Annotated in this window: 24 protein-coding genes; 15 read left to right on the top strand and 9 right to left on the bottom strand. The window is 71.3% G+C overall.

Translation table 11 applies throughout. From position 1 onward, the window contains the following. Positions 1–1,133: AAA family ATPase (locus ABR571_RS17525; protein ID WP_409454496.1), on the bottom strand; the 1,133-nt coding region annotated here is incomplete at its 3' end. Positions 1,134–1,219: 86 nt separating this feature from the next. Here ABR571_RS17525 and ABR571_RS17520 point away from each other — a divergent pair. Continuing rightward, positions 1,220–1,435 (top strand): hypothetical protein, encoded by a 216-nt coding sequence (locus tag ABR571_RS17520; RefSeq protein WP_409454494.1) that lies wholly within the window; start codon positions 1,220–1,222, stop codon positions 1,433–1,435. 110 nt (positions 1,436–1,545) lie between these two features. Here ABR571_RS17520 and ABR571_RS17515 read toward each other — a convergent pair whose 3' ends face one another. The 3 genes from ABR571_RS17515 to ABR571_RS17505 all read right to left on the bottom strand — a co-directional run bounded on the left by ABR571_RS17515 (position 1,546) and on the right by ABR571_RS17505 (position 4,038). After that, complete coding sequence (locus ABR571_RS17515) at positions 1,546–2,244, bottom strand: phosphoadenylyl-sulfate reductase (RefSeq protein ID WP_409454493.1); 699 nt, start codon at positions 2,242–2,244, stop codon at positions 1,546–1,548. Further along, positions 2,232–3,890 (bottom strand): nitrite/sulfite reductase, encoded by a 1,659-nt coding sequence (locus ABR571_RS17510; RefSeq protein ID WP_409454492.1) that lies wholly within the window; start codon positions 3,888–3,890, stop codon positions 2,232–2,234. Before ABR571_RS17510 ends, ABR571_RS17515 begins: the two co-directional genes overlap by 13 nt. Before the next feature lie 73 nt (positions 3,891–3,963). Beyond that, the gene (locus ABR571_RS17505) at positions 3,964–4,038 is read right to left on the bottom strand and encodes a putative leader peptide (RefSeq protein WP_409454495.1); all 75 of its coding nucleotides are present in this window, start codon (positions 4,036–4,038) and stop codon (positions 3,964–3,966) included. A 97-nt stretch (positions 4,039–4,135) separates the two neighbouring features. Between ABR571_RS17505 and cobA the strand changes: the two genes are divergently transcribed. Further along, on the top strand, positions 4,136–5,329 hold the full coding sequence (cobA, locus tag ABR571_RS17500; protein ID WP_409454491.1) for a uroporphyrinogen-III C-methyltransferase: 1,194 nt from the start codon (positions 4,136–4,138) through the stop codon (positions 5,327–5,329). Positions 5,330–5,333: 4 nt separating this feature from the next. Here the strand turns inward: cobA and ABR571_RS17495 are convergent, their stop codons facing one another. Beyond that, positions 5,334–6,419 (bottom strand): hypothetical protein, encoded by a 1,086-nt coding sequence (locus tag ABR571_RS17495; RefSeq protein ID WP_409454490.1) that lies wholly within the window; start codon positions 6,417–6,419, stop codon positions 5,334–5,336. Between the two features lie 5 nt (positions 6,420–6,424). Then, on the bottom strand, positions 6,425–6,988 hold the full coding sequence (locus ABR571_RS17490) for an RNA polymerase sigma factor (RefSeq protein WP_409454489.1): 564 nt from the start codon (positions 6,986–6,988) through the stop codon (positions 6,425–6,427). Positions 6,989–7,088: 100 nt separating this feature from the next. On the opposite strand from ABR571_RS17490, the gene ABR571_RS17485 reads away from it, so the two are divergent. The 4 genes from ABR571_RS17485 to ABR571_RS17470 all read left to right on the top strand — a co-directional run bounded on the left by ABR571_RS17485 (position 7,089) and on the right by ABR571_RS17470 (position 10,223). Further along, complete coding sequence (locus ABR571_RS17485; RefSeq protein ID WP_409454488.1) at positions 7,089–7,517, top strand: SAV_6107 family HEPN domain-containing protein; 429 nt, start codon at positions 7,089–7,091, stop codon at positions 7,515–7,517. A gap of 128 nt (positions 7,518–7,645) precedes the next feature. Further along, complete coding sequence (locus ABR571_RS17480) at positions 7,646–8,380, top strand: class I SAM-dependent methyltransferase (RefSeq protein ID WP_409454487.1); 735 nt, start codon at positions 7,646–7,648, stop codon at positions 8,378–8,380. 6 nt (positions 8,381–8,386) lie between these two features. Then, positions 8,387–9,679 carry a DNA polymerase IV gene (gene dinB, locus ABR571_RS17475; RefSeq protein WP_409454486.1) on the top strand — a complete coding sequence of 431 codons (1,293 nt, stop codon included), beginning with the start codon at positions 8,387–8,389 and terminating at the stop codon, positions 9,677–9,679. Between the two features lie 163 nt (positions 9,680–9,842). Continuing rightward, entirely contained in the window at positions 9,843–10,223 is a 381-nt protein-coding gene (locus ABR571_RS17470) for a DUF3040 domain-containing protein (RefSeq protein WP_409454485.1), read from the top strand. Between the two features lie 136 nt (positions 10,224–10,359). Here the strand turns inward: ABR571_RS17470 and ABR571_RS17465 are convergent, their stop codons facing one another. The 3 genes from ABR571_RS17465 to ABR571_RS17455 are packed head-to-tail and all read right to left on the bottom strand — an operon-like array spanning position 10,360 to position 15,046. Then, positions 10,360–12,708 (bottom strand): transglutaminaseTgpA domain-containing protein, encoded by a 2,349-nt coding sequence (locus ABR571_RS17465; RefSeq protein WP_409454484.1) that lies wholly within the window; start codon positions 12,706–12,708, stop codon positions 10,360–10,362. Then, positions 12,705–14,006: a DUF58 domain-containing protein gene (locus ABR571_RS17460; protein ID WP_409454483.1), complete on the bottom strand. Its 1,302-nt coding sequence runs from the start codon at positions 14,004–14,006 to the stop codon at positions 12,705–12,707. The genes ABR571_RS17465 and ABR571_RS17460 overlap by 4 nt, the downstream gene beginning before the upstream one ends. A gap of 2 nt (positions 14,007–14,008) precedes the next feature. Further along, positions 14,009–15,046, bottom strand: a complete 1,038-nt coding sequence (locus ABR571_RS17455) for an AAA family ATPase (protein ID WP_409454482.1) — start codon at positions 15,044–15,046, stop codon at positions 14,009–14,011. Positions 15,047–15,303: 257 nt separating this feature from the next. On the opposite strand from ABR571_RS17455, the gene mraZ reads away from it, so the two are divergent. The 9 genes from mraZ to ftsW all read left to right on the top strand — a co-directional run bounded on the left by mraZ (position 15,304) and on the right by ftsW (position 26,239). Beyond that, positions 15,304–15,735, top strand: coding sequence for a division/cell wall cluster transcriptional repressor MraZ (gene mraZ, locus ABR571_RS17450; RefSeq protein ID WP_409454481.1), 432 nt, complete (start codon positions 15,304–15,306; stop codon positions 15,733–15,735). Between the two features lie 178 nt (positions 15,736–15,913). Next, positions 15,914–16,903, top strand: a complete 990-nt coding sequence (rsmH, locus tag ABR571_RS17445; RefSeq protein WP_409454480.1) for a 16S rRNA (cytosine(1402)-N(4))-methyltransferase RsmH — start codon at positions 15,914–15,916, stop codon at positions 16,901–16,903. Then, on the top strand, positions 16,900–17,520 hold the full coding sequence (locus tag ABR571_RS17440; RefSeq protein ID WP_409454479.1) for a hypothetical protein: 621 nt from the start codon (positions 16,900–16,902) through the stop codon (positions 17,518–17,520). Before rsmH ends, ABR571_RS17440 begins: the two co-directional genes overlap by 4 nt. A 125-nt stretch (positions 17,521–17,645) precedes the next feature. Next, positions 17,646–19,415, top strand: coding sequence for a peptidoglycan D,D-transpeptidase FtsI family protein (locus ABR571_RS17435; RefSeq protein WP_409454478.1), 1,770 nt, complete (start codon positions 17,646–17,648; stop codon positions 19,413–19,415). 1 nt (position 19,416) lies between these two features. Next, complete coding sequence (locus ABR571_RS17430; RefSeq protein WP_409454477.1) at positions 19,417–20,943, top strand: UDP-N-acetylmuramoyl-L-alanyl-D-glutamate--2,6-diaminopimelate ligase; 1,527 nt, start codon at positions 19,417–19,419, stop codon at positions 20,941–20,943. Continuing rightward, positions 20,940–22,385 (top strand): UDP-N-acetylmuramoyl-tripeptide--D-alanyl-D-alanine ligase, encoded by a 1,446-nt coding sequence (murF, locus tag ABR571_RS17425; protein WP_409454476.1) that lies wholly within the window; start codon positions 20,940–20,942, stop codon positions 22,383–22,385. Before ABR571_RS17430 ends, murF begins: the two co-directional genes overlap by 4 nt. Further along, entirely contained in the window at positions 22,382–23,473 is a 1,092-nt protein-coding gene (gene mraY, locus ABR571_RS17420) for a phospho-N-acetylmuramoyl-pentapeptide-transferase (protein WP_409454475.1), read from the top strand. The genes murF and mraY overlap by 4 nt, the downstream gene beginning before the upstream one ends. Beyond that, complete coding sequence (gene murD, locus ABR571_RS17415) at positions 23,466–24,827, top strand: UDP-N-acetylmuramoyl-L-alanine--D-glutamate ligase (protein ID WP_409454474.1); 1,362 nt, start codon at positions 23,466–23,468, stop codon at positions 24,825–24,827. Before mraY ends, murD begins: the two co-directional genes overlap by 8 nt. Further along, entirely contained in the window at positions 24,824–26,239 is a 1,416-nt protein-coding gene (gene ftsW / locus ABR571_RS17410) for a putative lipid II flippase FtsW (protein WP_409454473.1), read from the top strand. Before murD ends, ftsW begins: the two co-directional genes overlap by 4 nt. Positions 26,240–26,248: the final 9 nt, after the last annotated feature.

Here is a 26,248-nt window from a genome sequence, read left to right as displayed (position 1 = left end):
GCGAGCCGCAGCTCGTCCTCGGCCCGGTCGGCGAGGCGCTGCGCGCCGCACCGTTCGGCCAGTGAGAGACCGATCCGCAACGGCTCCCGGGCCACCGCGCGCTGCCCGGACCGGCGCAGTGCCGCACCGAGATCCGTCTGGCTCCGGGCCTGCTCCAGCGGCGCGTGACCGCAGCCGGTCAGCACGTCGACGGGCTCCTCGAGCATGGCCAGCCCGGCGTCGCCGCCCTCGACCAGCCCGGCCGAGTGCAGCGCGCCCAGCTGGGAAAGCCGCAGGAGTGTCGCGTGGGCGACCGTGTCCGGGCTGAAGCCGAAGACCCGAGCTGCGGCTTCTGCCGTCGGTTCGACGCCGTCGGCGGCCAGCGCCTTCAGCAACTCGTGGACGAGAAAGGGCACGCCTCCGGTCGCCGCGCGGCAGGCCGCGACGAACTCGGCCGCCGGTCGCGATCCGAGCAGTTGCTCGGCCACGACGGCGACCGCGTCCTCGCTCAGCGGATCGGGACGGATCTGAACCGCGGCGCCGGGAACCGTCAGGGCGGCCAGTGATTCCGGGTCCGTGGGCTCCTCACCGGAGCGCAGCGCCACGACGAGCAGTACCGATAGACCCTTGAGGCGGCGGGCCAGGTAGGCCAGGAACCGCATCGACGGGGCGTCATACCATTGCGCGTCGTCGATGACGATGGCGACCGGCCCGCCTTCGGCCACGTTCGCGGTGAGCCAATAAAGGCCGTGCGCCACTGAGAAGCTGCGGTCGGCGGCGGCGCCCGGCGGCGCCATGGCCGGCGCCGCGGCCGGGAAGATCTCCAGAACCGGTCGCGCCAGCTCAGCAGCACCGGCGACGAGGTGCCGCCGCGCCTGCTCGTCCGCCGCCGCGAGCAGCGGCTCGAACAGCTGGCGGACCACGCCGTAGGCGAGGTCACTCTCCAGATGAGTCGCCGCGCCGCTCGCCACAGTGATGCCGGCGCGCCGGGCCCGGGTCACCAGCTCGTCGACCAGCGCGCTCTTCCCGATACCGGCGGCACCGTCGACGATCACGAACCCGCTGGTGCCCGTGACGAGATCGGCCAGCGCCGCGTCCAGGATTGCCAGCGCCTCGTCGCGCTCCAACAGTGTCCGCTCGGCCCGACCCGCCATACCCACCTTCCGACCGCGTCAGCGTAGGGATTTCTTAGGGGTCCGCAACTGATGCGGTGCCGCGGGCGGTTGTCGACGATTCGATCATGACGTCGCGGGTGTTGTGGAAAATCGTGCTCTACCACGACGCGCGAGACGGACGTCCCATCGACGGCCGGTTGATCGGCCAGGACGGCAACGTCGTCGAATTCCAAGGTTGGCTCGAGTTCGCGGCTGCGATCGAGGGCGCCCGGTCGCGGCACCGAACGGACACCGCCGCCGAAACGCCCGACCCAACGAACGTCGCCCGACCATCTGAGTGAACGCGACGCTGAACTGCGCTCACGAACCGGGGGGTGCAGATGGCCGGGCGAACGCAGGGCGGGCTCCTCTCGTGCCCAATGGGAGCCCGCCGGCTGCGACCCAGCCGGGCTCAGTGCAGCCCGCACTCCACCTTGTTGGTGCCCGACCAACGTCCCGCCCGCGCGTCCTCGCCCGGCTTGAGCCGGCGGGTGCAGGGCCAGCAGCCGATCGAGCCGTAGCCGTCGGACAGCAGCGGGTTCACGAGGATGCCGTTCTCGGCGATGTAGCGGTCGACGTCGTCCTGGTTCCACGCCGCGATCGGGTTGAGCTTCACCATCGAGCGCTGCTCGTCCCATTCCACGACCCGTACGTCCTTGCGGGTGGGGGCCTCGTCGCGCCGCAGGCCGGACGCCCAGGCCGAGTAATCCTTCAGCGCCTTGCGCAGCGGCATGACCTTGCGCAGCGCGCAGCACTGGTCGGGGTTGCGCTCGTACAGCCGGGCGCCGAAGGACGCGTCCTGCTCCTCGACGCTCTGCTTGGCCGTCAGCGTGCGGATGTTCACCGGTAACGTCGCCGCCACCGCGTCGCGCGTCCCGATGGTCTCGGCGAAGTGATAACCGGTGTCGAGGAAGAGGATGTCGACGCCGGGCCGGACCTTGGCGGCGAGACTCGGCACGACCGCGTCGGCCATCGACGACGCGACGGCCCACGACGGGCCGAATTGCTCGTCGGCCCAGCTGAGGATCTCCAGTGCGGATGCACCCTCGAGCTCACGACCGCCCCGTTCGGCGATCGTCTTCAATTCCTCGCGAGTACTCAGAGCAACCATGCTTCATCGGCTCGCGACACGTAGGCCGCGAACGCCTCGCCTCCTTCACGGCGCTCGAGGTAACCGCGAAGCACCCGTTCGATGTAGTCGGGCGCTTCTTCTGCTGTCACCTTCAAACCCCGGAACTTGCGCCCGAATTCCGCTTCGGTGCCCATCTGGCCGCCAAGATGCACTTGGAAGGACTCGACATCACCGTCGGCGGTCTTGGCGACCATGCCCTTGAAGCCGATGTCGGCGACCTGGAACCGGGCGCACGAGTTCGGGCAGCCGTTCACGTTGATGGTGATGGGCGTGTCGAACCCAGGCAGCCGCTTCTCCATCTCACGGCGGATCGCCTGTGACCGCTGCTTGGTCTCGACCAGTGCCAGCTTGCAGAATTCGATGCCGGTGCACGCGATCGTCCCCTTGTGGAAGGCGGACGGGCGGACGGTGAGTTCCAGCGCATCCAGTTCCGTGATGACGTCCTCGACCGCGCCCTCCTCGACGTCGAGAACGACGATGCCCTGCTGGATCGTCAGGCTGACGCGGCCCCGGCCCACGCGATCGGCGAGATCGGCGACCTTGCGCAGCACAGTGCCTGATGTCCGACCGGAGAGCGTCGTGGCGCCGACGGCGAAACGGCCGTCGTGCTGGGCCGAGACGCCGGTGTGGTCGCGTTCGGCCGGCGAGGCCGGCGGGGCGGCGGCGTCCGTCAGCTTGCGCTTGAGGTATTCGGTCTCGAGGACCTCGCGGAACTTCTCCGGGCCCCAGTCGGCGATCAGGAACTTCAGCCGGGCGTGGTTGCGCTGCCGCCGGTAGCCGTAGTCGCGGAAGACGGAGGTGACGCCGCCCCACACCTCCGTGACCTCGTCGGGCCGGACGAAAACCCCCAACCGCTCCGCGAAGCGGGGATTGGTCGACAGCCCACCGCCGACCCAGACATCGAAGCCGGTGGTGCCGTCCGGGCCGACCACGCCGACGAACGCGAGGTCGTTGATCTCGTGGTTGACGCAGTGGTGGCTGCAGCCGGAGACCGACGTCTTGTATTTGCGCGGCAGATTCGAGAACGCCGGGTCGCCCACATAGGTGTCGACGAGTTCGCGCAGCACGTCAGTGGCATCGAGCACCTGGTCGGCGGCCACGCCCTCGAGCGGGCAACCGATCATGACGCGCGGGCAGTCGCCGCAGGCCTCCGTCGTGCTCAGGCCGACCGCGGCGAGTTTGTCCCAGATGACCGGGACGTCCTCGATCCGGACCCAGTGCAACTGGATGTTCTGCCGGTCGGTCACGTCGGCGATGTTGCGGCCGTGCGTGGTGGAGATGTCGGCAATGACCCGCAGCTGCTCGCTGGTGAGCCGACCGCCGTCGATCCGGATCCGCATCATGAAGAACTCATCCTCGAGTTCCTCGGGCTCGAGGGTCGCGGTCTGCCCACCCGGAATGCCCTGCCGGCGCTGCGTGTAGAGGCCCATCCACCGGAAACGGCCGCGCAGGTCGCTGGGGTCGATGCCGCCGAAGCCGGTGTGCTGGTAGATGTCGAGGATCCGCTGCCGGACGTTCAGCGGATTGTCGTCCTTCTTGCTCCGCTCGTTCGGGTTCAGCGGCTCCCGGTAGCCGAGGGCCCACTGGCCCTGGCCTCTGCGTTGCTGGCTCGCTCGCGCCGGCATGGCGGCGTTCCTTCCCTGACGATGAATGGCGGATGACGCAGGGGCGCGACGGCGGCCGAACCGCCGTCGCCGCTCAACAGGCCGCGGTCGCCACGCGGAGGAGGTCGATGTGGCGGCGCGAGGTCAGCATCGTTGCCGGGGGCGCCATGGACCCATGGTCCCACAGCGACGCGATGTGCCGAAAATCCCGGGACCCATCTCACGTCGGGCCGTCACCGCGCCGGCGGGGCCGCGACAATGGTCCGGTGAACGGTTTCCCGCTCCTCCTCGACCTGACCGGTCGCCGCGTCGTAGTCGTCGGTGGGGGATTCGTGGCCTCCAGGCGGGCGCGGGGCCTGAACGAGGCCGGGGCGCACGTCGTCGTGGTCGCCACCGACGTGGCCGCCGAGATCGCCGCGCTCGGGGTGGAGACCGTCCCGCGTCCGTTCGAGGAGGCCGACGTCGAGGGCGCATGGTTGGTGATGGCCTGCACCGACGATGCCGCGGTGAACGCCGCCGTCGGCGCGGCGGCCGAGCGTCGCCGGATCTTCTGTGTGCGCGCCGACGCCGCCGCATCGGGTACCGCGCGCACGTCGGCCGTCGCCCGCCACGAGGGCATCACGGTCGCAGTGAACGGGGATGACGACCCGGCCCGTTCAATGGCCCTGCGCGACGCCATCGCCGCCGCCCTGGAACTCGGGGAGCTGCCCAGCCGGCGCGTCCGCGCCCGGGGCGCCGGCAGCGTGGCGCTGGTCGGTGGTGGGCCGGGTGACCCGGAGTTGATCACGGTCCGCGGGCGGCGGCTGGTGGCCCAGGCCGATGTCGTCGTCGTCGACCGGCTCGCTCCGCGGGAGCTCCTCGACACGCTGGGCGAGGACGTCGAAGTGATCGACTGCGGAAAGTCCGCGCACCGTCACAACCTCACGCAGGCCGAGATCAACGCGGTACTCGTGGACCGGGCCGCGGCCGGGAAGCGCGTCGTCCGGCTCAAGGGCGGCGACCCGTTCGTCTTCGGCCGCGGCGGGGAGGAGTGGCTTGCCTGCGTCGCGGCCGGGATACCGGTGACCGTCGTTCCCGGGCTCAGCTCCGCGCTGGCCGGGCCGGCGCTCGCCGGTATCCCGCTCACTCACCGCGGAGTCGCCGCGGACTTCACCGTCGTGTCCGGCCACCTGGACCCCGGCCGCCCCGCCGACGAGGGGGTCGACTGGCCGGGCCTGGCCGCACACGCGGGCACCCTCGTCCTGCTCATGGCGATGGAGCGGCTCGATCTGATCGCCAAGGAGTTGATCGAGCACGGCCGGGCATCGGAAACGCCGACGGCCGTGGTGCATCGCGCTGCGACCGCGGAGCAGCGGGTCGTCCGGGCGCCGCTCGCCGGCATCGCCGCAGCCGCCGACCGCGAGGGTGTGGGTGCCCCCGCGGTCGTCGTCATCGGCGATGTGGTCGACGTCCTGCAGTGATCCCTCAGGCCGTCTTGCAGTCCGACGGCAGCGTCGGCAGGTGGTCGACGACCTCGACCGACCGGATGACGTCGACGAACGCGGCGCCGGTGAAGACGTCGGGATCATCGCCCGGACCGGTCGTCGCCTCGTAGGCCGGGGACGGGCCGGTGTGAGTGGACGGCTCGCCGTTGTGGGCGAACCGTTCTTCGAGGAAGCGGAAATCGGTCGGGTCGAAGTAGTAGGCGTGCACCTCGCCCGGGCGGATCTGCTGATCGACGAAGTCGGCGCGGATCGCCGGTCGGTCCAGGTAGTCCTGCGCGTTCAGGTGCAGGACCACTCCCGGGGTGCGGCTGAGCACGGCCAGCATGGCGGCGCGCAGCTTGGCTGATGCCAGGCCGCCCGCCGTGCGCAACGCATCACCGACGGCGACGAAGACCGCCTCGTCGTGGGACGAGGAACCCTCGACGTGGTTGCGCAGATAGGTCTGCAGCGCGTCGACGTCGGTCGGCAGGGCGGCGAAGAACGCGCGGGTGGGCTGCTCCCACGACGAGCCGGTCGTGACGCCGAAGCGGTAGCAGACGTTCTGGCTGCCGGTGCGGATGCTGGTGATCTCGCCGGTGGCCGAGACGTAGTTGCGGTTGACCATCGCGTCCTGGGCGTCGGGCTTCACCTTGCCGGCCGCATCGAGTTCCAGCTGCTCGTCAACCTGGTGGTAGTACTGGTCGGCGTTCGGTGTCGCCGTCGACAGGCCGGCCGGCGGGTCGAACGGCGCCCCGACGGTGCCGCCGGCGACGGCGCCCTTCCGGTGGCTCGTGCCGGCCACGGCCGCGACGATTCCAGTGATCAGGGCGATGATCGCGACGGCAGCGGCCACCGGCAGGAAGCGGGCCGGCCGGCGCCGGCGCGACGCCGTGGGCAGGAAATGCAGTGGGATGTCGTGCACCGGGCCGGCGTCCTCGGCGCGGAGGGCCGATCCGCCGTTCCCGACGATGCTCGCGAGCGTGTCGCGCATCGCTGCGGAACTCCATTCCGCGGAGATCGTCTTCTCGTTCGGCGCGTAGGACGCGACGAGATCGAGGACGGAGGACGAATCCGAGTTGCGCTTCATGCCGCTCACCCTTGTTTCCGTGTGCCGGCGTCCGCGGGGACGGCGGGATCGGCGGCGACGGCGAATGCCACCGCGCGCGCCGATGGTTCGGACATTGCTCTGGTCAATCGCGCCCGCGCCCTCGAGAGCCGGACCTCGAAGGCGCGCCGCGAGCAGCCGGCGACGCCGGCGGCATCAGCGTTGGCCAGCCCGTCCCAGGCGACGAGAAGCAGCGCTTCCCGCTCGGCCTCGGTGAGCTGGCGGAGGGCGTCGAGGAACGCCGCACGCTCGAGCACGCCCTGATCGGCTCCGGCCCCGCCGCCGGCCAGCACCTCGAGCCGGCCCACCGCGTCGACGAGGCGGTCCTGCCGGGCATCGTGGCGCCGCCGGTTGGCGATGGTGTTGCGGGCAACGACCAGCAGCCAGGGGAGGGGGTCGGACGGTACGTCGGCCCACCGCCGCCAGGCGACCAGGAACGTGTCGGCCACGACGTCCTGCGCCGCAGTGGGATCGCATTGCCGGCGGGCGTAGGCGTAGACGCGGGCCGACAGTGCTTGGAATGTCGCCTCGAACGGCTCGTTGGGGCTCACACCAGGAAGTGTCCGGCACCGCCGGGTTCTCACCACCGAGAACGAAATCGTCGTAGGACCGTGATAGTATCGAACGACAGTTCGAATGGAGGAACCGGCAATGACGCAGACCAAGACCCGGGCCGGCAGCCACGTGAGTAGCGACACGCCGACTGCCCGAGGCACTGCCTTCAGCCTGCTGGCCCAAGCTCGCACCGTGCTGGCCGACGCGGGCCAGACCACCGAAGCGGGCGAGCGGTTCCGGCTGGCGCACCTGTCCGCGCTCCGCACGGCCGCCGCGGTCTCGGCTCAGCGGGGTCGGCCCGCCTCGGCCCGGCGCCGGTTGATGAACGTCTGGGTGCTGCTCGAGCGCGTGGCGCCCGAACACGCCGAATGGGCCGCCTACTTCGCGGCGGGCGCATCGGTCCGGGTCGCCATCGAAGCCGGCGCGGTCTCGGCCGTATCCGCCCGGGCGGCCGACGATCAGCTGCGCGCGGCCAGCGAATTCCTCTCGCTGGTCGAGGACTCGCTGGGCCTGCTCGCCGCCTGAGGCCCGCGCGGCACGCTCAGCGGGTCCCCGCCGGTGTCGTCGGGTCCGGCTAGGCTTGCCCGAGAGCGAGCGGGGCGAGCAGCGCGATGCCGGCTTCGCCGATCGGACGATCGAAGCGAGGCCTGAGCATGCAGATCGACACCGGGCGCGACCGCCCGGGGACCGGTCGGTTCGGCCTGATCTCGCGCTTGCTGCTCGATGCACTTGATTCCGTCCGAACCTCCGGACGCCGCCCCGTACTGCTCGACTGCGGCGGTGGCAGCGGCACCTACGCCGTGCCGCTGGCGGTCGCCGGCGCCGACGTCACCGTCGTCGACATCAGCGCCGACGCCCTCGCCACCCTCAGTCGCCGCGCCGCCGAGGCCGGCATCGCGAGCTCCGTCCATCCAGTGCAGGGTGACGTCGAGGCGCTCGGCGACCTGATCGGCGGCGCCGAATTCGACCTCGTGCTTGCACACGGCATCCTCGAGGCGGTCGACGACGTTGCCGCGGGCTTCGCCGGCATCCGCGCTGCCGTGCGACCGGGCGGCCTCATGAGCATCCTCGTCGGTAACCCGGTCGCGGCGGTCGTCGCCCGCGCCCTTGCCGGCGAGCCCGTCCTGGCCCTCGCCGAACTGCGCGAGCTGTACACGCCGGAAGCGCGCATCGGGCCGGACGCCGTCGAGGCGCTGTGCGCCGGAGCCGGTCTGGTCGTCGAAGCGCGGCACGGCATCGGCGTCTTCTCCGACCTCGTGCCCGGCTCGGCTCTCGATGCCCCAGGCGCCCGGGACGCCCTCGATGAGCTCGACGCGGCCGCTTCCGGGCGCTCGCCGTTCGCCGAGATCGCCGGTCGGGTCCATCTGCTCGCCCGCCGACCCGGATAGGCACCCATGGGACGCAGTGCCGACCTGCCCCGCACCGCCGGTCGCTTCGACGGCGACGACGCGGGGTGCTCGATGCTGCATGTCGACATGGACGCCTTCTTCGCGAGCGTCGAGATCAAGAAGCGGCCCGAGCTGCGGGGCAAGCCGGTGGTCGTCGGCGGCGGACAGCGAGGGGTTGTCGCTGCTGCGTCCTATGAAGCCCGCCGCTTCGGCGTGTACAGCGCGATGTCCATGAGTCAGGCCCTGCGGCGCTGCCCGGCGGCGGTCGTGCTGCCGCCCGACCGCGCCGCCTACTCGGCGGCGTCGGCGCAGGTCATGGCCGTTCTGCGCGACATCACCCCGCTCGTCGAGCCGCTCTCCCTCGACGAAGCGTTCCTCGACGTGAGCGGCGCTACCCGCGGGCAAGGCCGGCCCGGCGTCATCGCGGCGACGATCCGCCGGCGCATCGTCGAGCAGCTCGGGCTCACCTGCTCCGTCGGCGTCGCACCGACGAAGTTCGTGGCCAAGCTCGCCTCGGCTCGGTGCAAGCCCGACGGCATGCTGGTGGTGCCGGCCGCGCGCGTCCTGGACTTCCTGCACCCGTTGCCCGTGACTGCGCTGTGGGGCGTGGGCGCCCGCACCGCGGAAACCTTGCACCGTCTCGGCATCCGCACGGTCGGCGACCTGGCCGAGACGCCGCTCGACACGCTTCGACGCTCGGTCGGCTCGTCGGCGGCCGAGCATCTGTCCGCCCTGGCGCACGGGATCGATCCGCGGCCCGTCCAGCCCGACGAGGTGGAGAAGTCGATCAGCGCCGACCGGACGCTCGACGTCGACGTCACCGCCGAGGCCGACGTGTGCCGGGAGCTGCTGCGGCTGTCCGAGGAGGTCGGGACGCGGGTCCGGGCCCGCGGCTTCGCCGCCCGGACCGTCGGCATCAAGATCCGTTACGCCGATTTCCGGACGGTGACCCGGGTGCGGACCCTGCCGGCGTGGACCGCCTCCACCGGTGAGATCTACGAGACAGCCGTCGCGCTGTATCGCAGCCTGGACCTCGACCAGCCGCGAATCCGCCTCGTGGGCGTCAAGTGCGAGGCGCTGCGGGAGACCGACTCCGTTCACGAGCAACTGACCCTGGACCTCTCGGCCGAGCCGGCGGAGGCACCCGTACGCCGTGGGGCCGACCTGGCCGTCGACGCGGCCCGGGCCCGGTTCGGCGCGGCGGCGGTGCAACCCGGCACGCTGCTGGCCACACCCTCGGGGCGTCCGGCCCAAAGCCGGGCGCCGAGACCCGACGAATCAGACATCGCCGGACTTTGATCGAACAAGTTGCCCGTCCACCACGTTTACTTGACGTCGTAACTTTCGATCCGACGTCTCGCCTCGTATGCTCGGGGTGTAGCGGCTCTTTCGGCCGGTTACGACCACCATCGGAACGAGTACCGCCGACGGCCATCTGGTCCCGGCGACGAAGGAGGGCCTGGTGCCGCTCTCCGATCACGAGCAGAGGCTGCTGGACGAGATCGAGCAGGCGCTCTACGCGGAGGATCCGAAGTTCGCCGCTTCCGTGCGCTCCGCGCGGACCCGTTCCCGAATTCGTCGCTCGGCCGTGTTGTGCGCGTTCGGCGTCGTCGCCGGCCTCGCCCTTGTCCTCGTCGGCCTGCTCACCAACCTCATCGTGCTCAGCGTCGTCGGCTTCGTGCTTGTCGTCGGATCCTGCGGTTACGCCGTGCAGGTCATCCGCGGCAATCGCGGACGCAGCACCACGGCGCCGGCCAGCAACCCCGCTGCCCGCCCTGCCCGCCCCGGTGGCCTCAAGAGCCGCATGGAAGAACGACTGAAGAAGCGGTTCGACGAGAGCTGAGGCTGGCCCGCCTCTCCGGGATTAGCCCGCCTCTCCGCGATTCACTGCTGTAAGGCGTTGCCTTCCGGCGTGCTGAGCCAGCGTGTTTCCTTGCCTCCAGCGTCGGTGTGCTGGCTGGGTTCCAGCTTCGGCTTGCTCAATGCCGGTGCCGGAGCTTTCGCGTTGCCCTGCGGAGGCGGGTGCCCCAGCCCAGGGAAGCGGGCCAGAAGCGGGCCAGCATCCGCGTACGCGGCGCTCGGCGTGCCTGCAGCTGCTCGGTGACATCCTGCAGGCCGACGGCCAGCGCCGCCGGATCACCGGATCCGGCGTCCGGTGCGTACCGCTGGTGCTCCACCGCGGCGGCCAGGGCGTCGAGCGCCGGCGCCGCGCCTGCCGCATCGCGGGCCAACCAGGCCGAGACCTGGCGCGGCGACCGGGCCGGAGACCAGATGTAGCCCAGGTCGACGGCACTGTCCGACAGCTCGGCCCAGAGGGCATCGGTGTCTCCGCGGCGGCCAGCCGCGTACCGCCGTCGGCGGCGGCCGGCCCGCGTGGCCGCCGGGGTCAGGAGCAGCGCCAGCAACGCGATCAGGACCAAGCCCGTCCACAGCAGCTGCGCGTCGACCGTCGGCTGAGGCGCGTGTGCCCCCGAAGCCGCCGAACTCGGTCCGACCGAATTGACCGGCCGCTCGTGCGCCGACGTCGAAGCGCCGCGCGACGGGATGGTGTCGGAGGTGGACGGGTACACGTGCGGGGCGTACGTCAGGTCGGTCTTCTTGCCGCCGGTCAGCCCGGAGGTCGGTGTCGGGTCGAAGGGAACCCACCCCAGCCCGGGGAAGAATGCCTCGACCCACGCATGGGCGTCGAAGGTCGTGATCTTGAACGTTCCGGTGCGATCGGGCGCCGGATGCATGTAGCCGAGAACCACCCGGCTCGGCACGCCGGCCAGGCGCAGCATGACGCCCATGGCGGCGGCGTACTGCTGGCAGTAGCCCCTCCGCTGCTGGAGGAAGTCGACGAGGTCGTCGCCGGAGTCGCCCTTGGTCGTCTTGAGGCTGTAGACGAAATTGTTGGCCGGGGCGGCGAACCAGTCGGTGATCGCCCGGGCGCGGGCGTACGGGGAGTCCTTGCCGCGCGTGATCTGGCCAACGAGTGTCCGCACGGAGCTGCGGATGGGCGGGAGGACGAGCCACCGCGCCATCTCACCGGCCGCCACCGGCGGGGCGGCGGCCAGATCGGCGATCCGCGGCTGGAGCTGCTCGACGCTCTGGGCGATGTGCTCGTCCCTGTGGACCTTGTCGCCCAGGAGCAACTGGTCCTGCGGGCTCCACCGGGCGTCGGACGTGAGGCCGTCGACGCTGTTGGGGGCGGTGAACACGGGCACGTTGCCGGTGAGTCCGGTGATCGTGATGTCGGCGCGGTAGGCCAGCGTCGGTTTACCGGCCGCCGGTGGGAGGCTGTCGAAGCCGGTCCGGTCGAGGGGTTCGGTGTCGCCGTGCCCGCTGACACCCCAGCCCTCGTTGACGACGTACTTGTCCAGCACGTTCGACCGGGCGTAGAAGGGCTGGACCGGCTGCGACGACTCGACGTGCACGGTCATCAGCGGGGTCGGCTTGTCGCGGTCGAGCTGGCCTTTGAGCGCGGCGAAGGGGCTGATGCCCCCGCCGCCGCCGGTACCCGCGCCGAAGCTGCCCAGACCGTTGCTTCCGTTGCCGCGGAAGGCGTCGGCCAGCAGGTTCTTCTGCTGGTCCGGCAGTAAGAAGGGCAGCACGACGGCCGCGAGCACGGCGATGATGCCGATGCGTTGCGCCGATACGCCGAGGACATGCCGGGCGCTCTTGTCGCCGCGCCGCGAGATCCGCCGACCCCAGTGGTGGAGCTCGTCGTCGGCGTCCAGGCCCAGAAGGATCAGGAACCCCACCGCCGCGACGCCGAACCAGAACCACGCAACCGGCGTGCGGGGCACAGCGCCGGAGACGGTGTAGACCACCAGCAGCGGCACCCCGGCCAGCGCGCCGCGGCGGCCCACGACGGCGATCAGGTCGATGAGCGCGGCGAGCAGGCCCAGCAGCGCGCACATGACCAGCCGCACCGCGGGCGTGCTGTGGATCGGCGCGATCTCGTCGCTCGTCGTGTGATGCAGGCTGTTCATGAGGTGGCCGACGTCGGTGAGTGTTGCGCCCGTCGGGATCAGGCCGCCCCACGCGTGACGACGCACGAACATCGCGGTGAGGATCGGGACGAGCAGCACGATCCCGGGCCAGATGTCGAGCGCTCCGGGAGCCCGGCGAGCCCGAAGGGCGGCCGCTGGGAGAATGACCACAGCCATCGCGAACCAGGCCTCGACGAGCCACACGTTGTCGGCCATCAGCGCCTTGAGCGGAAACACGGCGAGGGCCGTGCCGAGCCCCGCGAGGAGGGTCCGCCGGGCACCGGAGTGCGCGAACACTCCCGGCGGTTCGCCGGCCGGCGCGTTCCACCGATCGCGAGTGAGAGTTGCGGTCATCGCAGAACCGCCACGGTGCGGGCCGACGTGGTGAACCCGGCCAGCAGGATCTGCCACGCCTCAGGCGTGCTCTCGCCGTGCCGCACGACGGTCACCCGCCAGCCGGCGTTGCGCAGGACGTCGGCGCCGGCCGACACCTCGGTGCGGCGCAGACCGTCGGCGGCGGCGTCCTGCCAGGTGTCCACATCGAGCAGCAGCGCGAACGCCGGCGACGACCGACCGCGCGGATGGGCGTCGGCCAGCGTGCGCAGGGTCGCCGGATCGAGCCGGCCGATGACGGCGATCAGGGACGAGTCGCGCGCCGCTGACCGGATGGGCGCAGCCATGGCCCCGAGGTCGAGGTGGCCCGCCTCGCGGACGCCGGCCAGGTGCTGGGTGAGGGGCAGCGGGCTGGCGAAGCGCAACCGGTCGGCCGAGGGACCGGTCAGCAACGTGAGTTCCCGGCCGCGCATGAGGACGTGGTTGCCGATGCTCGCCGCTGCGCTGACCGCCCACTCCAGACTGCTGGTCTGGCGCGGATCGACGCCGGCGACGGGATGGCCGGCCGCCGCCACGTGTCCGGCCGATCGCAGGTCGAGCAGGAGGGTGCTCTGGCCGCGCCACGGCCGCTCCTCCTGCCGCACCATCAGGGCGCCGGTGCGCGCCGACGAGCGCCAGTGGATCTTGCGCAGGTCGTCGCCCGTCCGGTACTCGCGGGTCGACTGGTCGTCGGCTCCGTACGCGCCGACCGAGTGCGAGCCGGCGTTGTCGCCCAGCTCGTCGGAGCGCGGCGGTTCGACGGCCGGGAGCGCATCCACGACCGGTCCCACGATGAAGTCGCTGGTCGCGGTGAAGGACCGGCTGAGATCGATCATCCGGAACGGATCGGTCAACCGGATCCGCAGCGGCCCGACCCGGTACCGCCCGCGGCCGAGCCCGGGGATCCGGTAGGAGACGGTGCGCGACTCGTGGCTGCCCAACGGGTCGAGCACGAAGCGGGCGTGCCCGACCAGCCGCTCGGGCAGCTGGTCCTCGACCATCAGCGTTCCGGTGCGCAGCAGCGACTTGTTGCTGATCACGAGGTGGATGCTGACCGCGTCGCCGGCCGACACCCGCGTCGGTTCGATGCTGCGACGGTTGCCGATCCGCACCCGCGAACGTTGCACGACCAGCGCCGCGGTACAGGGGATCGCGGCGGCCAGGATTCCGGCCCGAACCAGATCGACCTCGCCGAGGAGCAGTCCGCAGAGCACCGCGGTGATCCCCGCGGCGAGCAGGCAACTGGCGCGTGTGGTGAACCCACCGCGACGCGCGCTCACCGCTAGCCGTTCACCCGACCGGCGACGGCCGGGATCGGCGTGCTGCGGCCGATGCGCTCAAGGATGTCGGTCGTGCTGCGGCCCGCGACGTGGGCCTCGGCGGTGAGCAGCAGCCGGTGGCCGAGGACGGGGGGGAGTAGGTACTGCACGTCGTCGGGGATCACGTACTCGCGGCCGGACAACGCTGCCCACGCCTTGCTCGCCCGCAGCAGCTGCAGGGTCGCGCGCGGCGACGCTCCCAGCCGGATCTCCGCGGCCCGCCGGGTGGCCTCGGCGAGGTCGACGGCGTAGGCCTTGATCGAGTCCGAGACGTACACGGACCGGACGGCGCCGATGAGCGCACGGACCTCCGTGGCGTCGGACACGGGCAGCAGGGTGTCGAGCGGATCCACCGCAGCGTGCTCGCCGAGCATGGTGATCTCGGCGGCGCGGTCCGGGTAGCCCATCGAGATGCGTGCGGTGAACCGGTCCCGCTGTGCTTCGGGCAGGGGATAGGTGCCCTCCATGTCGATGGGGTTCTGGGTGGCCAGCACCATGAAGGGCGATTCCAGCCGGTAGGTCACGCCGTCCACGGTGACCTGCTGCTCCTCCATGCACTCGAGCAGCGCCGCCTGCGTCTTCGGCGAGGCGCGGTTGATCTCGTCACCGACGACGATGTTGGCGAACACCGGGCCTGGCTTGAACTCGAAGTCGCGGTCCTCGGCGTTATAGACGCTGACGCCGGTGATGTCGCTGGGCAGCAGATCAGGCGTGAACTGCACCCGCCGCACGGAGCAGTCGATCGAGCGGGCCAACGCCTTCGCGAACTTGGTCTTGCCCACGCCGGGCACGTCCTCGATCAAGAGGTGGCCTTCGGCGAGAAGGACGGCCAGGCCGAGCATCACCGACGCGCGTTTGCCCTCGATGACGCGTTCGATGTTCGCGGCGATCCGCTGGCCGGCGTCGTGCACGGCGGGGATCGAAACCGCGACCGGCGCCGAGAGAGCCTCGGTGCCGGCATGGCGGGCCGCGGGATGGAGGTCTTCCACGTATGCGTCCATTCGTTCTTGCTCGCGGGGTGCCGCGGGTCAGCGTCGAGTATGCCGAGCGCGGCCGCCTTGGGCACCTGCCCGGTCGTCACCGTCTGATCACCGGTGGGTCACCGTCCGGTCTCGCCGGGTCCGTCGGCCGTCCTGTGAATTCCCCGGCGCGCGCGCCGCAGGTGATTGACGGTGGCATGATGTGGGTTAGAGTGGGGCTCGGTGGGGAGAGTTGGCGGCGAGCGGCTCGCCCAGAGCGCGGATCGAGGTGAGTGCCGGTGTTTCTCGGCACTCACACCCCACGCCTGGACGACAAGGGTCGCCTCGCCCTCCCCGCCCGGTTTCGACCCGAGCTGGAAGGAGGCCTGGTGATCTGCAAGGGACAGGACCGGTGCCTCTACGTCTTTCCGGTGACCGAGTTCGGCCGGGTCACCGACGCGCTGCGCAACGCGCCGGTCACGGACCGCCGGGTCCGCGACTACGGCCGGGTGCTGTTCGCGAGTGCGTCGAACGAGACTCCCGACGGGCAGGGCCGGGTCACCGTTCCGCCGACGCTGCGGCAGTACGCGGGGCTCAGCAAGGACTGCGTCGTCATCGGCGCTAACACCCGGATCGAGGTCTGGGACGCGGCCGCGTGGCAGGACTACCTGGAAGCGACCGAGCCGGCCTTCGCCGACATCGCCGAGGAGGTGCTGCCTGGCGTCCTGTGATCAGCCGAGCGCCGATCGACGCGTTGGGTCCGGCCTCCTCCCGTCACCTCCTGACCTCACTTCCCCGATGTCAGGCGGAGCGGGCGGGGACCCGATCGAACGGGTTGCCCGATCCCTCCCCACCACTCCCCACTCCCCGGCCGTGCAACCCGAGAGAGACGTGAGAAGAGCCGTGCCGATGGACGGATCCGACGAGGCGCCGCAGCGCCGCGACGCCGCTGGTGAGGTGCACGTCCCCGTGCTGCTCGACCGGGTCATCGCCCTGCTCGCCCCCGCACTGGCCGATCGCCCCGCGGTCGCGGTCGACGCCACCCTCGGCCTTGGTGGGCACGCCGAGGCGCTGCTGGAGGCCCATCCGCAGCTGACGTTGGTCGGCCTCGACCGCGACCCCGCCGCCCTCGCCCGCAGTCGCGACCGGCTCGCCGCCTATGCCGAGCGAATCCACCTGGTGCACGCCGTGTACGACCGGATGCCCGAGGTACTGGACGAGCTCGGACTCGACGGGGTGGACGGTGTCCTGTTCGACCTCGGCGTCTCATCCATGCAACTGGACGTCCCCGAGCGCGGCTTCGCCTACGCCCACGACGCACCGCTGGACATGCGAATGGATCAGGACGCCGACCTGACCGCCGCGAAGGTCGTCAACACCTACCCGGTGCGCGAGCTGGCCCGCATCCTGCGTCAGTACGGCGAGGAGCGGTTCGCGCTCCGCGTCGCCCAAGCCATCGACCGCGAGCGCCGGGTGGCCCCGCTGCAGTCGACTGCCCAGCTGGCCGAACTGGTGCGCGAGGCCATCCCGGCCGCGACGCGCCGGCGCGGGGGCCACCCAGCCAAACGCACGTTCCAAGCGCTGCGGATCGAGGTGAACGGCGAGCTCGACGCGGTGCGGGCCGCCGTCCCGGCCGCCCTTGAAGCCTTGCACGTCGGCGGCCGGATCGTCGTGCTCGCCTACCACTCGCTGGAGGACCGGATCGCCAAGCAGGCCCTGGCCGCCCTCGCCACCGACACCACGCCTCAGGACCTGCCGGTGCAGCTCGCCGCCGCAGGTCCGCAGCTTCGTCTGCTCACCCGCGGGTCGGAGCAGGCGAGCGCGGAGGAGGTCGAGCGCAATCCGCGAGCGGCCTCGGTGCGGCTGCGGGCTGCTGAACGCATTCGGGAGTCGGCGTGAATGTCGACCAGCTGCTCGACGTCGTCCGCCCCGCGGCGCGGCATCACCCGACCCGGCGCCCGCAGGCCCCGGCCGGTCGACCCGGACATGCGCCGCGGGTGCCGTTCGCGCTGTTGGTCACCGTCCTCATCGCCGGTGGGATGGGCTTGTTGCTCCTGCTGAACACCGCGTCCGCGGCCAACGAGGTACGCCGCCACGATCTGACCGCTCGCGACGCCATGGTGGCCGCCCAAGTACAGGAACTGCAGAACGAGGTGGCCGCCAGCGCTGCACCGGGCAACCTGGCCCGGGCCGCCGCCGAACTCGGCATGGTTCCGGGCGCGAACCCCGCCTTCCTCGTCGTCGGTGCCGACGGGACGGTGCGTGTGTTGGGCCGGCCGGCACCGGCGTCCGACGTGCACGTCGTCCAACAGCCGGCCAAAAGGAAGAGGAAGAAGGCCGCGACGCCGACCCGCACACCGACCGGTTCCGCCGCCGCAACGACGACCGCCGGCCGCGCGGGCACAGCCGCGAAGACGTCGCCGGCCAAGCCTTCCGGTACGCCCCACACCTCGGCGCATCTCTCACCCACACCGACGCCGACCCCGAGACTCACGCTGCCCGGAGGCAACCGATGACCGACCGCAGGCAGCCGCCGCCGGGGCGACGCTTCGGGCCGCCCCCGGCTCGACCGAGTCGCCCCACGAGGCCGGTTCCGCCGCGGCGTCCGGCGAAACGACACGCGCCACGCTCCCGGAGAACGATGCGGCTCGGCGGCCTCGACGGGCGGCTGCGGTTCGGCTTCGCCGCGGTCTGCACCCTCCTGCTCGTGATCGGTGGCCGGCTGGTTCAGCTGCAGGGCGTCGACCACGGCAATCTCGCCGGTCAGGCGGCGGCGCAGCGCGTCGACACGGTCACGCTGCACGCGCTGCGCGGCTCGATCCTCGACCGCGACGGCACCGTGTTGGCCTACACCTCCAACGCCCAGGACATCACCGCCGACCCGACGCAGATCAAGATCACGGACCGGTGGCACTACGCGACGGTGCTCGCCCCGCTCATCGGGAAGGCCGAGCTGACCGTGCTGCAGGGCCTGCAGAAGAAGGGGCACTACGCGCTTCTGGCCACGGCACTCTCGCCCATGACGGCGCAGAAGGTGATCGACCAGCGACTGCCCGGGATCTACACACAAGCAACCACGCAGCGGCAGTACCCCGGCCGGACCACCGCCGCCAACGTCCTCGGCACCGTGCACTCCGACGGCCAGGGCGCCGCCGGGATCGAAGCCGAACTGGACCGCCTGCTGGCCGGTCGCGACGGGACGATGACGTACTCCGTCGACAACATCGGCAACGTCAACCCGAGCAGCCGCACGACCACGAAGCCGGCGAAGAACGGAGCGGCGATCAAGCTGACGCTCGACCAGAGCCTGCAGTACGTCGCCCAGCAGTACCTCGACACGGCGGTGCCGGAGTCCGGCGCACGCGGCGCCCAGATGGCCGTGCTCGACGTGCACACGGGTCAGGTCCTCGCGCTGGCCTCTTCGGGCACGTTCGACGCCTCGGATCCGCAGACGATCGACCCCGACAAGCCGATCGACCCGCCGGTCATGTCGGCCTTCGAGCCGGGGTCGGTGCAGAAGGCGATCACCTTCGCCGCCGCTCTGCAGGAGGAACTGCTCACACCCCAGACCGCGATCCGCGTGCCGGACTCCATCCAGATGGGTGGCGTCACGGTCAGCGATGCCTGGCCGCACGCCACCCAGAACTTCACCGCGACCGGCGTCCTCGCCGAGTCGTCGAACGTCGGCACGCTGAAGATCGCCCAGAAACTCGGCCCGGAAACCTGGTACCGCTACGAGAAGCTGTTCGGAGTGGGCACCAAGACCGGGATCGAACTGCCCGGGGAGAGCAGCGGTTACGTGCCGCCGCTGAAGGACTGGTCGGCGTCGACGTTCGCCAACCTCCCGTTCGGGCAGGGCGAAAGCATGACGGTGCTGCAGCTCGCGTCCATCTACCAGACGATCGCCAACAACGGGGTCCGTATCCCGCCGCGCATCGTGCAGTCGGTGACGAAGTCCGACGGTTCGGTCACCGAGACCACACAGCCAGGCGGCATCCGCGTCATCACTCCCGCCACGTCGAAGACGCTGCGCACGATGCTCGAATCGGTCACGATGCCCGGCGGGACCGGCGTCCGCGCGGCGGTTCCGGGCTATCGGGTCGCCGGCAAGACCGGTACGGCGCAGCAGCCCGACCCGGCCCACGGCGGTCGGTACTCGGAATGGATGAACTGGGACACCTTCGCCGGCATGATGCCGGCCGACGATCCGCAGTTCGTCGTCGCGATCATGGTCGACAACCCCGCGCACGGACTGGAGGGCGGTGACGTGGCCGCTCCGCTGTTCCACCACATCGCGAGCTACGAGGTCCAGCACGCGCACATCCCGCCGACCGGCTCGACATCGAGGCATGTGCCACTGCAGGTGTGCGGCGGGATGGACCGTCGCTACCTGCCCGCTAACGTTTGCTGACGTGCCGACGCCAGCGAATCCCGGGGCGGGGGTGCCGCGCCCGGCCACGCCGCCGGTGCGGCTGAGCGCCCTCGTCGACGGCCGCGGGACGCTGCAGGGCGCCGACGTCGCCGTGTCCGGGATCACCGCTGCCACAGACCTCATCCGCACCGGCGATCTGTTCGCCGGTGTGCCGGGCCGGTCAGCCCATGGCGCCTCCTTCGCCCTCGCCGCGGTCGCCGCTGGTGCGGCGGCGGTGCTGACGGATCCGGCCGGGCAGGCGTTCACCGACGGACTGGGCGTGCCGGTGGTGGTGGTCCCCGACGTGCGCGCAGTGCTCGGCCCCGTGTCCGCCGACGTGTACGCGAACCCGAGCGCCGACATGGCCGTCCTGGGTGTCACCGGTACGAGTGGCAAGACGACGACGACGTTCCTCATGCGGGCCGGCCTGCAGGCAGCCCGGCGGGTGCCCGGGGTGATCGGGACCGTGGCGACCATGGTCGGCGACGACGAGATCAAGACCGGGTTCACCACACCCGAGGCGCCGGAGGTCCAGGCCCTGCTCGCGGTCATGCGCGACCGCGGAGTGACCGACGTCGCAATGGAGGTGTCGAGTCACGCGCTCGCGATGGGCCGGGTCGATGGAATCCGGTTCGACGTCGCCGGCTTCACCAACCTGTCGGAGGACCACCTCGACTTCCATGCCGACATGGAGGACTACTTCGCCGCGAAAGCGCGGCTGTTCGCGACCGGACGGACCCGGTCCGCGGTCATCGTCATCGACGACCACTGGGGCACCCGCCTCACCGAGGTGGTCGAGGGCCCCCTCGCCACCGTGACGACCGTCGGGGACCGGCGGGCCACCTGGGAAGCGGTCGACATCGCCGAGCAGGCGGACGGGACGACAACGTTTCGCGCGCTGGGGCCGGGGGTCGATCTGCTGATCGGCTCTGCCGTACCCGGCCGCTACAACGTCGCGAATGCCCTGCTGGCGCTGGCGGTCCTGGCCGGCGCCGGTGTCGACCCGGCGGCGGCCGCGCCGGCCATCGCGCGGGCGTCGGTGCCCGGGCGGATGGAACGCATCGATGCCGGGCAGCCGTTCCTGGCCGTCGTCGACTACAGCCACAAGCCGGCGGCGGTGGAGGGCGCTTTGCGCGCCCTGCGGCCACTGACCAAGGGCCGGCTCATCGTCGTCCTCGGCTGCGGCGGGGACCGGGACCGCGGCAAGCGGCCGCACATGGGCGCCATCGCCGCCCGCGATGCCGACCTGCTCATCGTCACTGACGACAACCCGCGGTCGGAAGATCCGGCCGCGATCCGGCGGGCCATGCTCGAGGGCGTGAAATCCGTGCCGGTGGCCGAGCGCGGTCAGGTGACCGAGATCGGGGATCGCGCCGAGGCCATCACCGCCGCCGTGGTTGCCGCCGGCGCGGGGGACACCGTCCTCGTCGCCGGCAAGGGTCACGAGACCGGGCAGGAGATCGCGGGCGTAGTCCACCCGTTCGACGACCGGATCGTGCTGCGGGCGGCCCTCGGGACCGCCCGATGATCGAGCTGGCGCTGGGCGAGGTTGCGGCCATCGTCGGCGGACGGTTGGCCGGCGCCGACCCGTCCGTACCGGTCACCGGATCGGTCGAGTTCGACTCGCGCGCCGTGACCGAGGGCGGCCTCTTCCTCGCCATTGCCGGCGAGCGGGTCGACGGCCACGACTTCGCCGCGACCGCCGTCGCGAACGGAGCGGTGGCCAGCATCGTCACCCGTGAGGTCGCGGGGCCGTCGATCCTCGTGGAGGACGGGTTCGCCGCCCTGGCCGCGCTCGCGACAGCGGTGCTCGAGCGGCTGCCGGACGTCACGGTGATCGGGGTGACCGGCTCATCCGGCAAGACCTCCACGAAGGACCTCTTGGCGCAGGTGCTGGGGACCGCCGGACCGACCGTCGCGCCCCCGGGCTCGTTCAACAACGAGCTGGGGCACCCCTACACGGTGTTGCGGGCCACGCGGGACACCCGATACCTGGTCCTCGAGAACAGCGCGCGCGGCATCGGCCACATCCGGTACCTCACCGAGATCGCGCCGCCCCGCATCGGCGTCGTCCTCAACGTCGGCAGTGCGCACCTGGGCGAGTTCGGCTCGCGGGAGGCCATCGCCCAGGCGAAGGGCGAGCTCGTCGAGGCGCTGCCGCCCGACGGTGTCGCGATCCTGAATGCCGACGACAAGCTGGTTGCAGCGATGGCGGCCCGGACCCGCGCGCGGATCGTGACCGTCGGCGAGGCGCCGACAGCCGACGTCCGCGCAGAAGGCGTCGCTCTGGACGAGCTCGGCCGGCCGTCCTTCACCCTGGTCGCGCCGGCTGGGCAGGCCGCGGTGCTGCTGCGTCTGGTCGGCGCCCACCACGTCGGCAACGCGCTCGCGGCCGCAGCGGTGGCGCTGGAGTGCGGACTGTCCCTGCTCGACGTCGCTGCTGCGCTCAGCGCCGCGACAGCCGCAAGTCGCTGGCGGATGGAGGTCACCGACCGGCGTGACGGCGTGCTGATCATCAACGACGCCTACAACGCCAACCCCGAGTCGATGCGAGCGGCGCTGAACACGCTGGCGGCCGTCGCCCGCAGCCGGCGCCCGGGCGGCGGGCGGTCGTTCGCCGTCCTCGGTGAGATGGCCGAGCTCGGGCCGGACGCTCCGGCCGAGCACGATGCGATCGGCCGGCTGGCCGGCCGCCTGCACATTTCGCGGGTGATCGCAGTCGGGGAGCAGGCCCGCCCGATCCAGCTCGGAGCCGCTCTGGAAGGCTCGGAGGACGGCGAATCGAGTTGGGTGGCCGACGTCGACGCGGCCGTTGCTCTGTTGCGCAGCGAGTTGCACAACGGCGATGTGGTGCTGGTCAAGGCGTCCCGGGCGGCGAGTCTGGAACGGGTTGCCCTAGCTCTCGTCGACGATGCGGCAGCCGGCGTTGCATCAGGCGCGACGAGCACGAGCGGAGGCGACGAGGCGTGAAGACCATCCTCATCGCCGCGGTGTTCGCGCTGCTGACGTCGATCCTGTGCACCCCGATGGTGGTCGTGTACTTCCGCCGCCGCGGGTTCGGCCAGGAGATCCGGATCGACGGCCCGCAGACCCACCTGGTCAAGCGCGGGACGCCGACGATGGGCGGCGTCGCGATCATCGGGTCGACCGTGATCGGCTACGCCCTTGCGCACATCATCATCGCCGTCCGGGGCGGCGGGGGGCCCACTGCCTCGGGCCTGCTCGCCCTGTTCCTGATGGTCGGCCTCGGTGCGGTCGGTTTCGTCGACGACCTCATCAAGATCCGTCGCCAGCGCAGCCTCGGGCTGCGGGCCCGGGCGAAGTTCACCGGCCAGCTTCTCGTCACCGTCGCGTTCGCGATCCTCGCCCTGCACTGGCCGAACAAGTTCGGCGACGCCCCGGCGTCCACCCACCTGTCGTTCGTGCGCGACATCGCCGCGATCGGATTCGGGTCGGTGGGATTCGTGATCCTCGCCTACCTGATCATCTCCGCAACCTCCAACGCAGTGAACCTCACCGACGGCTTGGACGGGCTGGCCGCCGGGGCAGCGGCGATGGTGTTCGGCGCGTTCACACTCATCTCGTTCCTGCAGTTCCGCAATCCGTGTGGCAACAACCCCGTCGGCGGCTGCTACCAGGTGCGGGACTCCCTCGACCTGGCCCTCGTCGCGGCGTCGGCGATGAGCGCGTGCTTCGGCTTCCTCTGGTGGAACGCCTCACCGGCGCAGATCTTCATGGGCGACACCGGGTCGCTCGCCCTGGGCGGCCTGATGGGTGGACTGGCGATCCTGACCCGCACCGAGTTGCTGCTCATCGCGCTCGGCGGCCTCTTCGCCGCGATCACCGTGTCGTCGATCCTGCAGACCGGCTGGTTCAAGGTCACCCGGATACGCACGGGCACCGGTCGGCGAATATTCCGGATGGCGCCCCTCCACCACCATTTCGAGCTCCTGGGCTGGGATCCGAGCACGATCATCGTGCGCTTCTGGATCATGGGCGGGATGGCCGTGGCCTTCGGGATGGGCCTGTTCTACGCCGACTTCATCGGCAATGGCTGACCGGCTGCCGGACCTGTCCGGCAGCGCCGTGCTGGTCTGCGGGGCCCGCTTCGCCGGCCAGGCCGCGGCGCGGGCGCTGCTGGCCCGTGGCGCCGCCGTCCGGCTCACCGATCGCGACCGGCCGGCCGGCCTCGACGAGCTGATCGCGGCCGGCGCCGAGTTCGCCGGCCCGCTCGACTCGGTGCCGGCGGACACGGCCCTGGTCGTCACGTCACCTGGTTGGCCGCCGCGTCATCCGCTGTTCGCCGACGCGACGGCGCGCGGGATCGAGGTGATCGGCGAGCTGGAGTTCGCGTGGCGACTGCGCGGCCCGGCCGCGGCCGACTGGCTGGTCGTCACCGGCACGAACGGCAAGACGACCACCGTCCGGATGCTCGAGTCGATGCTTCGCGCCGACGGGCTGCGGGCGCTCGCCGTGGGCAACGTCGGGGTGTCGATCATCGATGCCGTCGTCGCAGCCGTTCCGTACGACGTCCTGGCCGTCGAGGCATCGAGCTACCAGTTGTACTGGTCGTCCACGATCCGCCCGCGCGCCGGCGTCCTGCTCAACCTCGCCCCCGATCACCTCGACTGGCACGGCTCGATGGAGGCGTACGAGCAGGCCAAGACAGCGGTGTGGGACGGCGACGTCGCCGTGGCCAACGCCGACGACCCGCGCGTCACCGCACTGTTCGCGCCCGGCGGTGTCAGCTTCACCCTGGGCGAGCCGCGCGACGGGCAGCTCGGAGTCGCGAACGGCCGGCTGGTCTCGCGGGCGTTCGGCGACGATCGGGTACCGCTCGCCGAGGTGGACGCGGTCCGTCCGTCCGGTGCCCATAACGTCGCCAACGCTCTGGCGGCCGCCGCCCTCGCCCGCGCCCGCGGTGTCGCGCCACGGGTTGTCGACGAGGGGTTGCGCACCTTCGTCCCGGACCCGCACCGCAACCAGGTCGTCCACGTCGCCGACGGCGTGACATGGGTGGACGACAGCAAGGCGACGAACCCGCATGCCGCCCAGGCGTCGTTGCGCGGCTATCCGCGCATCGTGTGGGTGGCCGGCGGCCAGCTCAAGGGCGTCGACGTGTCCGACCTGGTCGCCACTGTCGCCGACCGCCTGGCCGGCGTGGTGCTGCTCGGAGCCGATCGGGCTCTAGTTGCCGCGGCCCTCGCACGACACGCGCCCGACGTCCCCGTGATCACGGTCGACAGCACCGACGATGGTGCGATGACCGAGGTGGTGCACGCCGCGGCCGGACTCGCGCGTCCCGGCGACACCGTGCTGCTCGCACCCGCCGCCGCGTCCTACGACATGTTCAGCGGCTACGCCGCGCGCGGAGATGCCTTCGCCGACGCCGCGCGGGAGCAGACGACATGACCAACGCCCTGCTGTCCGGCGTACGCGCACGGCTGAATCGCGACGAGCCGGCCCAGCGGTTCCTCGACCGGCCCTACGCGTCGCTGCAGCTGTTGCTGCTCGCCTCGGTGGGACTGCTCGGTTTCGGCGTGCTGATGGCGGTGTCCACCACGATCGCGGCGGCGCACGACAACAACGGTGCGGGCTCGATCTGGAGCCAGTCGGTGAAGGAAGCCGAGTTCATCGCGATCGGCCTGTTCGTGTTCTGGTTCGCGGTGCGGCTGTCGCCCCGCGCGATCCGCGTACTGAGCTATCCGGTCCTCGTCGTGTCCATGATCGCGCTCGTCGCCGTGTTGATCCCCGGCATCGGCGTCGGCGTCTACGGCGCGCGGCGCTGGATTGATCTCGGCCCGTTGCAGCTGCAGCCGTCGGAGCTCGCCAAGGTCGGGATGCTGCTCTGGGGCGCCGACCTCCTTGCCCGCAAGCAGCAGCTCGGCACGCTTCGTCGCGCCCGGCACCTGTTCGTGCCGCTGCTGCCCGGCTTCGCCCTCGTCAGCCTGCTCGTGATGGCCGAGCCGGACCTCGGGACGACGTGCTGCTTCATGCTCGTCCTGCTGGGTCTGCTCTGGATGATCGGCATGCCACTGCACTACTTCGCGACCGTGCTGGGCCTGGTCGTCGGCGCGATCGCGGTGTTCGCCGTTTCTGCGCCGTACCGCCTGCAGCGGCTGACGACGTTCCTGCACCCGTTCGAGGATCGCAAGGGCAGCGGCTATCACACGGTCGAGGGTTTGTACGCGCTTGCTTCCGGCGGGCTGGTCGGGGTCGGGTTGGGCCAAGGGACGTCGAAGTACGGGTGGGTACCGAACGCGAACTCCGACTACGTCTTCGCGATCATCGGCGAGGAACTCGGTCTCATCGGCTGTCTGGCCGTCCTGGGCCTGTTCGGCCTGTTCGCCTACGCCGGCATGCGGATCGTGCGCCGCAGCGCCGATCCCTTCGTCCGCCTCGCCGCGGGCGGCGCCACGATCTGGCTGTGCGGTCAGGCCGTCATCAACATCGGTTACGTCAGCGGTCTGCTGCCGGTCACCGGTATCCCGCTGCCGTTGATCTCCGCGGGCGGGACGTCGCTGTTGATCACCTTCTTCGTGCTGGGCATGCTCGTGTCCTTCGCCCGGCACGAGTCGGCCGCGGTGACCGCGGCCCGCCGGGCCGAACGCCGCGGAACCCGCACCCGCCTGGAACGCTGGTGCGCCATCCCCGTCCCCTGCGCCTACGTCCCCCCGAAGAAGCGCAGGGCCAGCCCGCCGCCGGGCGGTCGGAACAGGGTCAACGCGGCAAGCCCGCCGCGCCGTAACCGCCAGAGCGATGAGCGCTCGCGCGAAGAGCGCGCCGGCCGCGGCGCGGCCCGAGCGAAGCGGGGAGTGGCGTGAGCGCCGGCC

It is taken from the genome of Jatrophihabitans sp. (assembly GCF_046262535.1).
GTDB lineage: Bacteria > Actinomycetota > Actinomycetes > Mycobacteriales > Jatrophihabitantaceae > Jatrophihabitans.
Note: the sequence above shows the minus strand (reverse complement) of the source record. Positions and strands in the feature narration are given on the sequence as shown.